9 protein-coding genes are annotated in these 10,308 nt (G+C 59.9%); 1 reads left to right on the forward strand and 8 read right to left on the reverse strand.

Annotated elements, in window-relative coordinates; genetic code table 11:
• The 8 genes from KA354_24430 to KA354_24465 all read right to left on the reverse strand — a co-directional run.
• On the reverse strand, window positions 1–2,257 hold a 2,257-nt coding region (locus KA354_24430; GenBank protein MBP7937799.1), incomplete at its 3' end, for a DUF4062 domain-containing protein.
• Between the two features lie 94 nt (window positions 2,258–2,351).
• Window positions 2,352–3,089, reverse strand: a complete 738-nt coding sequence (locus tag KA354_24435) for a hypothetical protein (GenBank protein MBP7937800.1) — start codon at window positions 3,087–3,089, stop codon at window positions 2,352–2,354.
• 49 nt (window positions 3,090–3,138) lie between these two features.
• Window positions 3,139–3,624 (reverse strand): hypothetical protein, encoded by a 486-nt coding sequence (locus KA354_24440; GenBank protein ID MBP7937801.1) that lies wholly within the window; start codon window positions 3,622–3,624, stop codon window positions 3,139–3,141.
• Window positions 3,625–3,660: 36 nt separating this feature from the next.
• Window positions 3,661–5,550 (reverse strand): NAD-binding protein, encoded by a 1,890-nt coding sequence (locus KA354_24445; GenBank protein ID MBP7937802.1) that lies wholly within the window; start codon window positions 5,548–5,550, stop codon window positions 3,661–3,663.
• Window positions 5,531–6,010 (reverse strand): DUF1311 domain-containing protein, encoded by a 480-nt coding sequence (locus tag KA354_24450; GenBank protein MBP7937803.1) that lies wholly within the window; start codon window positions 6,008–6,010, stop codon window positions 5,531–5,533. The genes KA354_24445 and KA354_24450 overlap by 20 nt, the downstream gene beginning before the upstream one ends.
• Before the next feature lie 94 nt (window positions 6,011–6,104).
• Complete coding sequence (locus KA354_24455) at window positions 6,105–6,623, reverse strand: zinc ribbon domain-containing protein (protein ID MBP7937804.1); 519 nt, start codon at window positions 6,621–6,623, stop codon at window positions 6,105–6,107.
• 26 nt (window positions 6,624–6,649) lie between these two features.
• Complete coding sequence (locus KA354_24460) at window positions 6,650–6,916, reverse strand: hypothetical protein (protein ID MBP7937805.1); 267 nt, start codon at window positions 6,914–6,916, stop codon at window positions 6,650–6,652.
• Between the two features lie 27 nt (window positions 6,917–6,943).
• Window positions 6,944–7,849: a M48 family metallopeptidase gene (locus KA354_24465; GenBank protein MBP7937806.1), complete on the reverse strand. Its 906-nt coding sequence runs from the start codon at window positions 7,847–7,849 to the stop codon at window positions 6,944–6,946.
• A gap of 542 nt (window positions 7,850–8,391) precedes the next feature.
• Between KA354_24465 and KA354_24470 the strand changes: the two genes are divergently transcribed.
• A complete protein-coding gene (locus tag KA354_24470) occupies window positions 8,392–9,042 on the forward strand; it encodes a formylglycine-generating enzyme family protein (GenBank protein MBP7937807.1) in 651 nt (216 codons plus the stop codon).
• Window positions 9,043–10,308: the final 1,266 nt, after the last annotated feature.

Consider the following 10,308-nt stretch of genomic DNA (forward strand, 5'->3'; position numbering starts at 1 on the left):
TGCGTAGTTCGTCGTTCCACTTCCGTCCATCGGGAAACGCCTGCCCGAGGTACCGCCGATAGATCGCCTCCGCCTCGGCATAGCGACCGGCAAACAGGAGGGCGTGCGCATAGTTCATCCGAGCCGGCGACGCGCCTTCCGCGACGAGCAAGGTCACGGCCTCCTGCCCGCATTGCAGGGAATCGATCCCCGCCAGAAGCTGGAACCAAGTCTGCTGGCCGAGAAGCTGGCCCAGCATCGTGCTCAACTCCGGCGACGACGGCAGCACTTTCATCGATGCCCTACACACCTGCACCGCTTCTGCAGCCAACCGCGCCCTCTCAGCCCCTTCGCTCGCTCCGGCCTGATCGCTCAGCGCAACCGCCAGATTGTTCTGCGTCGCTGCCCAGTCTTGCGGCAACGCCTCCCGCGTTCTCACCTCCAACGCCAGTCGGTACGCTTTCACCGCCTCGCCCAGCAACCGCGCTCGCTCCGCTCCTTCGCTCGCTCCGGCCTGAGCCCTCAGCGCAATCGCCAGATTGTTCTGCGTCATCGCCCAGTCCTGCGGCAACGCCTCCCGCGTATAAACCTCCAACGCCAGTCGGTAGGCTTTCACCGCCTCGCTCAGCAACCGCGCTCGCTCCGCTCCTTCGCTCGCTCCGGCCTGATCGCTCAGCGCAACCGCCAGATTGTTCTGCGTCATCGCCCAACCCTGCGGCAACGCCTCCCGCGTATAAACCTCCAACGCCAGTCGGTACGCTTTCACCGCCTCGCTCAGCAACCGCGCTCGCTCCGCTCCTTCGCTCGCTCCGGCCTGAGCCCTCAGCGCATTCGCCAGATTGTTCTGCGTCATCGCCCAATCCTGCGGCAACGCCTCCCGCGTTCTCACCTCCAACGCCAGTCGGTACGCTTTCACCGCCTCGCCCAGCAACCGCGCTCGCTCCGCTCCTTCGCTCGCTCCGGCCTGAGCCCTCAGCGCAATCGCCAGATTGTTCTGCGTTGTCGCCCAACCCTGCGGCAACGCCTCCCGCGTTCTCACCTCCAACGCCAGTCGATAGGCTTTCACCGCCTCTTGCCGATGTCGCGCGATCTCGGCGCCCGTAGATACATCCGCCAGCTCTTGCTCGGCATTGCCTAGCAGAATCTGGAATCCCGCCCAACGCGTAGGCTCAGTCGCTCGGGTGAACACCTGAGTGACCTGCCGATAGAGTTCTGCAGCCTTAGCAAACTGACGCCCGGCCATGTACGCACGCCCCTGCTGAGTACGAGCTTGGTAGAGTCCATCCCGAGCCTCGGCAGCCTGTGTGTTTGCCAACTCGGCGAGCTTTTCCGCAGCCCGAAGCTTATCTTCATAAGCAGCAGCGGACTGGCCCGCACTTTCGGCCGACGCGGCAAACCGCTTCTCCGCAAATTCGACCCGTGCGCGATCCAGATAGTCCGCTCGCGGGTCGGCTTTGATGGCGGCCACAAACAAATCGAGCCCCCGTCGCAACGTCTCGGGCGCCATCTTCTCCCGTTCCGCCACATACGCGATAGCCCGGGTCCACAATTCGTCGTCGGTCAGCTTCAGCTTCGCCAATTGGGCCTGCTGCTCCGTGAAGGCCTGGGCCACGGCGTCGATGTACCGACGCTGCCGATCTAGCTCAGACTCCACCTTGCCCAGGCGGACCACAATATCCTCCGCCCTGACCGACGACTGCCACTGCCACACACCAAGCACCACAGCCACCACCAGTCCCACCGCGATCCCCCAGCCAATCCACTTGCGTGAGCGCCGTAGCTCCTTGCCGAGTTGCTCCACCCGGGTCTGGAGCGCATGCACGCGCAACGCGAGTTCGTCGCGGTTGCCAACCGGCGTGAAGAGATAGTCTCCGGCCTGCAGACGCCGACGATGCTCCGCCTGCAGCGCGCGCAGCTCCTCGGGCTCCAGAGCGTGCTCGTCGTACGGGAAATCCGCGCCGCAGACGAAGACAAAGACCTGCTTCTTCAGCTCCCGGGCGATCTCGTACTCGAGCTGCGTGTAGCTGTGACGCGGCTCGCCCTCAGTCCGCTCCGTCGGCTCGGCACCGTAGCACTCGCCGGCGATGTGGACGACCGCCGAGCACTGCGCAATCCGGGTGCGCAACATCTCCCGCACCGTGCTCGCCGCCGGCGGAAAATTGGTCTGCTCCACCGGCACGCAGCCAAGCGTAAGCAACGCCTCCTTGGCGATCTGCCGGCAGGTGCGCAGATCGGCACTGGTGGCGCTGATGAAGACTTCGGGACGCGGGGTGCTCATAGAGATGGGAATGCTGGTTTCGGGAAATGGCGTCGGGCGTAGGCGCGGCCTCAGCAAGCTGAGGCCCTACTAGGAAGGTCGTGGCCGGTAGGGTTCATCGCAGTTGCCGGACCATCCCTCGCCCCTCGCAACGCGGGCACCGTCCGTGGCGGTGGGTGGGAATGACGTCACGGCGGCAGAGCGGGCAGTAGGAATTGGCTTCGAGCTGCGAAGATCCGATGAAGTACTCGCTACCGGCCTCCGGCTGAGGGTCGGTGCCCGAGCCGTGGCAATACGGGCAGCCCCCAGCGACGGTCTCCGGCTCGTAACCGGGCGCCATGAGATCGGCATTGGGGTCGAACGGACGGGCCGACGGAGCCCCCGTAGCCCACGACAGGCCGCTCAACTGGGCACCAAGCGCTCTCGCCTGAGCGACGAACGCCGACCAACGCGGATGCGAGTCCGGTGGAATCGCAAACACCAGCGGCTCGTCCAAGCCCGGTGAACGCACCACCAGTTTCTCCCCCGGCTGCCAGACCCACCCGCTGCCCGGGGTGATGCTAAGCACAAACCCTGGAAACACATTGGCCCCGGACAATACGATGCGCTGCTCGCCTTGTGCCTCGTTGACGCAGGTCGCAGAGACGTCGCGCAACGGCTGCCGAAACTGGCCCGCGAAGACAATATACTCGCCCTGCGGCCCGGCGATGATCGCAAAGCCGCCGGCCAGCGCCTGCGAAAAGCCACTCGTCACCAGTGCAAGGCACAGAATGGCGGCGGCGCCCCACCTACTCCAACGACCGCTGCGATAGAAACCGGCAGCGGATGCGAATGCGTTTTTCGTGTGGTTCATAAAGGTTTTCTCGGGGCTGTGATGATCAAGGGGCGGCACTCGCAACGGCTCAGGCGTGAGGCCCCCGGGTCCTGGCTTCCATGATTGCGCGCATCCATTCGCCCCGACCGAAGACGACAAAACGTTCCTCACGGCCATCGTGCAGACCGACCGTCAGCCCGTTGGGGACGAGTCCCAGAGTGTTGCGGGGCTTGACGGCAGTAATGGACTCCAGCGGATAGGACTCCTGATGCGTCTGAATATTGAAGGCGTGCGAGCGAAAGATCAGTTGACGGTCCGTGAGCTGCAATTTGCCACCGACCGCCTCGATCCCCTTAAAATGATTGGCCATGCCCTCCTTGAGGAGACGCTCTCCCGCCTGAATCTCCACCGCGGCCGCAGTGGATCGCGACACGGGCGGAGGCGGAGGCAAATGCGACGGTCCCGGGCTAGGCGGTAGAGGGGCAGCCGCGGCAATCTGAAGTTGGGTACCGCAGTGCGCGCAGAAGCGCGCGGCTGAATCTGCGGCAAGCTGACCACATTTATGGCAGTACATGGTGAGTGATTTGGGAAAACAAAAAGCTGGCCAGAATCATGGCTTGATGACGTCGCGCAGCTCCTCAGCGACAGTCCGATCCTTTGCGATCTCCGACTTTGGCAGGTACGCATAGGGGACGAGCAGCGGATGGCGCCGGCGCTCGTCATTTCGTTCGGCGGAGTAGGACCATCCACCGAGCAGGCGCTCGGCGAGCCAGCGATTGTGCTCCATCTCCTCAAGCACGTGTACCTGCTTCGCCGAAAACTCGGGCAAGGGGCCGGTCGCCTCGGGGTCCAAGCCGAGGGCCTGAAGCTTGAATTTCAGGCCGATGGCCCGCTCCCTGTTCGATTGCCGAAACGACTCTTTAAGATCAGCCCATGGCACCTTTTTCTCGGCAAACCGGGAATTATACCGCTCATGGATCGCTCTCGCCAAACGCTCCGTTTCATCCGAGTCGAAGCGCTTTGGGGCCAGAATCTTCTCGGCCTGCCCGAATGGATGCAGCCTCACGCCGTCGGCATCGGAGGCCTGCTCGGAGGCTTGCTTAAGCACCTTGGCCAAGGCCTCAGACGAGGGCACCCAGGTGTGAATCGCGTCGGCATCCGCCCGGCGCAGGGACTGGCGAAGCCGCAACGCGGCGTCCACATTACTCCGCTCGTCGTCGAGACAGAGAACGATCACCCGGCGGACATCCGCCCGAGCCCGGCATCGCAATGCATCGATGAACAACTCACACACTAGGCCATGTGGAAGAGGCAAGAACTCAGCAACGGCGACATACTCGACGCCAGGGCCGGCACCATCGACATCTCCCCGCGCATAATCCAATGGCCTAACTTTCGGATCGAAAGAATCCCACCGGCTCCGATCCGCAGACCAGCCCGCAAGCGAAATGGTACCAGGCGCCGGACAGAAACGGGGAAACCGTGCCAGAAAAGCGTCCGTGCGCTCTTTGATTTGGTCATCGCAAATCAAGAACTCCAACCGATGCCCTCCCTCAAAATGGCCGTGGGCCGCAAACTCCCGGGCAATGGCCTGTCCCTGCTCGCCGAACCCCACAAGCACGACCTGCAGGCACTGACTGGGGGCGGGCCGCGAGTGCTTGTACACCTGCATCAATAACTGCTGCGCCGTCCGTCGAGTACGGCTGAAAACGCCCGCCGATTCGGCACCTCCTCGAACCAAGGCCGCCGCCAGACTCTCCGCCTGCTGGGTGTCTCCGATATGCACATGGCAGCGGACGCCATCGGGCTTGATTGACCTCAGCGCCAAAGCAATTTCGAGGTTTTCGACATCGTTGTCAGTCACGGCAAACACCTGAGACGCACGATGGGCCTTCGCTTGCCGCAACACGTGTGGCGAGCAAGGAGCCCCCTCAACGACAATGACGCCCAAGGCCTTCAATTCCTCACTCGCATGCGAAGCATCCCCACTCTCGTGCCCGGAGTCGATCACGACGACGCGCCGCCCACTAGCGCACAATTGGCGAGCCAGCGGCACGCCAAGCCACGGTCCAAACCCGCAAACAACCACATGGGACTGCGCAAAAGAGAGCCGGAGGAAATCGTATAGGCGAAACCAGAAGCCCAATCCTACCAGGCCCAGCGAAAACGCCGCGGCGATCGCGCCAACCTTCATCGGCCAGTTTGCGAGTTCTTTTCCCGGCTCAACGTCGAAGACCAAAACGCGCCCGGCATTGTATGCCATCTCGGTGACAGCGGACAAACCTGCCCCCGCGGCTTCATGCGCCGCAGCCGAAGGCGGAGCATCCCGGTGCCCGTCGCATACCTGCCAGACGACCCCGGCAAGAACCATGGAGACAGCGCAAGCAGTGGAAAAAAGAATGAAGCAAGGCACCACCTTGCGAAACCAACGTGGACCGTGTCCAAAACCAGAGGAAGAGCCTGAGTTCATTTCAGTAGAGCTATTGATCGATATCCGCACGCCCCGCGGCCAGTTCGGAGCAGAGCTGCCGGCGCGCGATCAGGCACAAGGCCCGCTCGCGAGTGAGATTCATGCGGGCAAACGCCAACGCCGACTGATACATGGTCGGGGTAGCGTGCCCATCGTTGTCACCGAGTGCCTCCAGCACGCGCACATCGGCGTCGCGAAACTTCAGCCAGAGACGTTGTGCTTCGCGTAGAGACACCTGAGCCGAAACGGGCAGATCCGCCAACAAAGCCCGATAGGCTTGGTTCAGCTCCCGATCCCACTTGGCTTCAAACTCAGCATAGATCGCGGCGGTCGCAGTGCTTGGGCCAAGCCCTTCGGTGGCCTGCTCAAGCTGACGGTCGAGAGGATGGCAAGGCTCGGACTGCACGAGCGCAGTGTCTGGCCGAGAATCGTTACCATGGCCAAGTGCCCCCCCTGCCGAATTAGCATGTAGGCAAAGCGACAGAATCATCAGCGTAACACTCGGGAACCAATTTCCAACTGGTCCACGAATGCCAAGTACCCGGCAAGCTGAGGCGAACATGGCAAGGGGGACCATGGCGAATTCAGTTAAGCGAATTGCCGCAGCCCGGGCAAAAGCGGGCAGCGGGCGGCAAGGCCTGGCCGCACGCCGGACAAAAACGAGCCGCCGACTGCGCACCTGCGAGGAATGGAGGAGCGGCCCGTCTGGCGTAGCTTTCCATGCTCTCACCGATCAGATCAAGTGCCTCATCGTCGAGTTTTGCCTGGGTAATCAGCCCCCATATCTGTGTCACGGCAATCGGCCAGAACACCAGAAACGAAATCGCCGACGGAATCGCCTGTTGGCCGAATATCCCAACGCCTGCATTGGCCAAAACCGAACCCGGCTGCGGGCTAAGTTCGATTTTCAAGGCTGTGCGTAAACCGCAGACGGAACGAAACAAATTTCCCTTCGTCAGGCTGATATCCCAATCGCCGGCGATCCGCTGCTGGCTGCTTACCTCGTATCCCTTGCTGGTAAAATGCCGGGCGACATCATCGACAACAGGCGCAAGGTCGGGAAGGTCATGAAAGAATGTGCGGGTGGAACGAAACGTGCCCATAATAGAAAATCGCTAAGCTGTTGTTGTTAAATCAGACTCTGACGCGTCCGGTGCAACTGGACCGCATGAAGCACGGCCATCTCCACAAGCGCCTCAGTAGCAAGGTCGCGCAATGCATCGGGCAAACGGCCATCCAAATCGCGCAGCAACTGGAGCGTACGCTGGCTCTGTGCCGCCAGCTCCTCGTCGGTCACCACACCATCGGCCATGATGGCCTGAAATGAGGGATTACGCACCACATATTCGTCGAGGCGCAACGCGCCTGTTTCGGGGTCAAACCAAGGTGTTGTCATAGGTAAAAGGAATCAAAGTTGGGCGTTTTAAGGGGTGCCGGGAGGAAGCGAGGAGCCACACTTCATACAGAATCGCCATTGAGGAAGGACCGCCGCCTTGCACTGCGGACAGGTAACCGATGCGGTCAGCGGCGCTCCATTGGCGGCCTGCATCAAACGACTGAACTGCTCCGCCTGACACCAACGGTGAATCTCACGAGCACGCACAGCAGGGAACGGATGACTGCTATCCATGATAGCCAAATTCTGTAACATCTTATCCCAAGAGGAATTCTTTATGAGCTCGTCGTGAGCATCCGCTTGAGCGAGATATAGATCGAGATCTATATCTTTGGTGAGTGTCCTTGGGCCACCGGAAAGACGAATCATGGTCTCCATAACGGGCTTGCATCCACCCAATACCACCGCAGCGGCCCGGTCGGCCGAAAATTCGCTCCTGCGCGACCAGTAGTTTAGCCCAAGCGCAATCGGTTTCGACAAAACCTGAAGCACTCCGAGCGAACTCCCACCCGCAGCTAACAACCACGCCATCGTGTGGTATAGCATGTGCCGGCAAACGATATGCCCACACTCATGAGCAATGACGGCGCGCACCTCCTCCGGCTCCAGATACTCCAGCAGCCCGGACGTCACCGAAATCGCGGTTCGGGTATCGCCAATCGCGTAGGCATTGGGCGCCGGATTCATCTCCAAATAGAACTCGGGCTCAGCAATGCCCAGCTCTGCGCAAATCGGAGGAAGTATCCCATAAATCTCCGGCAGTTGTTTCGGCCCGAGCCGGATCTTTTGCGCCATATTCACCCCATGAATCAATTGCTCCAGACTAGCGCGCATCACCGTCTTCACGGCCGGAGCAAAGCCGGGGATCGCTTCGAGCTGTTCACGAGCAGCCCGATCCTCGGGATGGATAAAATCTTCAGCGGAGAATCGCATAAGGGTAGAAAGAGAAGCTGGCTCAGCTGTGCTGGTTATAAAAAAGCAGGGAGTGGAGAATCGAATCTATTCCGTGAAACGTAAGTAAAACGAAGCTATTATAAGCGCATCTATTGCAGGCCATAAGAACACGTTCTGCCCCCCCCCCAGAGTGGGAATGTAATCTGAGCAGAACGTCTTCCAGTGTATCAGGTCCCCGCACCCACTTAAACCGCGGAAAAAATGACATCGCCGGCTCAATAGTCAGCTAAGCAGACTGCCGGATTGCCGACCATTAAGTCAGCAACCTCATGATCTCCGAGGGCGCCCGCTGGGCCGCGAACGGTTAACATGAAGGTATGCAACCACCATCCAACAGGCGTCCCCTCGCGCACAGCTTGGGAACGCTCGCTTGCATACTTTTAGCAATCTTCGCGTATCTGATTTTGCGAGGATACCAAGGGGCACAATCACGCCAAGGGCGCGACCATGCACGATTACCTGATATCGTGATCGCAGATCTAGATCTACGGTTGTTACACGTCCAAGATGGCTCGTTTCAGATGGGGAGCCTCGATAAAAAAGCATCCAAGGCTGAGCAGCCATTAACCACAGTGCATCTGAGCAAGTTTTACCTCGGCGCGACAGAGGTGACACGAATCCAGTACAACAAGATCATGGGATTACAGCCGCCCTCTCCTCAAAATGGCCAGTTACCTATCGTCGACATCACCTGGGACGAGGCCGTGCAATTCTGTCAGCGGCTGACCAAACGAGCACGAGACAGTGGCCAAATTTTGGCGAACCAACACTACACACTCCCAACCGAAGCCCAATGGGAATACGCGTGCCGCGCCGGGAGTACAGGGAACTACGCAGGAGCGCTCGGTGAGCTAGGCTGGTATGGACGCAATAGCGGAGGGATTCTCCACCCTGTTGCCACGAAAAAGCCCAATAACTGGGGCTTCTACGATATGCATGGCAATGCTTGGGAATGGTGCCTCGACGGGATGAGCAGCTATCCGGGCGGAATGGTCGATAACCCGCAAGGGCCGTCGCAGGGCGAGTATCATGTAACACGTGGTGGCGGATGGGATGCCGAGTCCCTGCACTGCCGCGCCTCAGCACGGAATTTCAACTGGCACTACAGCAAGTTCCGTAGCTTGGGTTTTCGCGTCGCGCTCGTACAAGGCCATGACGAAACACACTCATAAAACCGATAATAATGCCGCAGAATCCCTTATCGAGCTTCGATCAAGCCCCATGCATCCAGATCCACTTTTCGGAGCCGTTTTGTTGCCTTTCCATGTTTGCCCGCCTTGCCCTCCAAGTTCTGGTGTCGGAGGCGAGCACGGCCGTCGCGTCCTAGGGTAGTGGCATCCCGGATGGAATCCGAGCTGACACGGAGGTACGCGGCGGCTTCATCGATAGACAGGATTCCAGGCCACCGCTCAGGCGTTGGCCACCGAGACCACAACATGTCTTCAATCATCTGAGCCTTCGCGGACTTTTTCCGGACTCCGGGAATAGGCTTCGGAGCTACGATCGCGGCCGGACTCATCAACGCCCGCTCAATGGGCGAGAGAGTCGCTGCGACCATAGTAGAAATTGTGCCGGAAGTGTTCAGCTTGCATTCCGGTTTGCGTTGAAGAATGTTGCTGTCAAAATTGTGCTGAAATCGGAAAATGATTTCGCTATTTACTTATGAACAATAGCATAAAGAAGCTATTGATTAGTATAAAACACCTCGAAGATGAAAAATCAAAACGCATGCGGGCGTAACGTGCACCGCCTTCGGTTCGGCTTGGGAATCGGGCAGGACGAACTCGGGAAGCGAGTCGGTCTTGGACGCGATGCCATTGCCAAGATCGAAGGCTGTAGCCGGTGCGTGACAGACATTGAATTGCTGAGTCTGGCGGAGGCCTTGGGATGCAGTCTGGACACTCTGCTCGGCCCCGTTGCACCTCCTGAGAAACATCACGGCGCACGGAGATCAGAAGTCTGGTCCAAGGATGCAATGCCTTCGATAAAGCTCATCTTTTCAAGCGGTGATCCAGAATCGGTACCGGAGGCGATTCTCGCAGACCTACTCAACTCACGAGTCTGGGGCAAAGGCTCTTCCCGCCGTCCCTGGAGCCATGCACTCAAAGAGATTGGGGCAAGACCGGCTCACATTGGTGCCCTTCGGATTCTGACCCTCCCGGATGGCGAAGGGAACATTCCTCTGGTCGTCCTCGGAGCGGAGCGTTTGTCGGCGGAGATCCATGGGGATGGCGAGGTACATGTGGGGGTGGACGGAGTCGACCTCTCTCAGGATCTCGCTGGCACGTGGCAACTGACTGGCGGCAGCCAAGTTTATCGAGGAATACGCCATGCCCTCCAGGTGATTCGAATGGTGTGACACTCCTGTTCTAGAATTGACCCAGCGCGTGCAGAGTGAAGCTGGGCCGCTTGACAGTGTCGGACAAATGTCCGACACT

It is taken from the genome of Phycisphaerae bacterium (assembly GCA_018003015.1).
In the GTDB taxonomy this organism is placed as follows: domain Bacteria; phylum Planctomycetota; class Phycisphaerae; order UBA1845; family PWPN01; genus JAGNEZ01.

Coding starts and splice junctions, on each gene's coding strand:
- KA354_24435 (MBP7937800.1), bottom strand. CDS start 3,089: ATGAACCACACGAAAAACGCATTCGCATCCGCTGCCGGTTTCTATCGC.
- KA354_24440 (MBP7937801.1), bottom strand. CDS start 3,624: ATGTACTGCCATAAATGTGGTCAGCTTGCCGCAGATTCAGCCGCGCGC.
- KA354_24450 (MBP7937803.1), bottom strand. CDS start 6,010: ATGATTCTGTCGCTTTGCCTACATGCTAATTCGGCAGGGGGGGCACTT.
- KA354_24455 (MBP7937804.1), bottom strand. CDS start 6,623: ATGGGCACGTTTCGTTCCACCCGCACATTCTTTCATGACCTTCCCGAC.
- KA354_24460 (MBP7937805.1), bottom strand. CDS start 6,916: ATGACAACACCTTGGTTTGACCCCGAAACAGGCGCGTTGCGCCTCGAC.
- KA354_24465 (MBP7937806.1), bottom strand. CDS start 7,849: ATGCGATTCTCCGCTGAAGATTTTATCCATCCCGAGGATCGGGCTGCT.
- KA354_24470 (MBP7937807.1), top strand. CDS start 8,392: ATGGGGAGCCTCGATAAAAAAGCATCCAAGGCTGAGCAGCCATTAACC.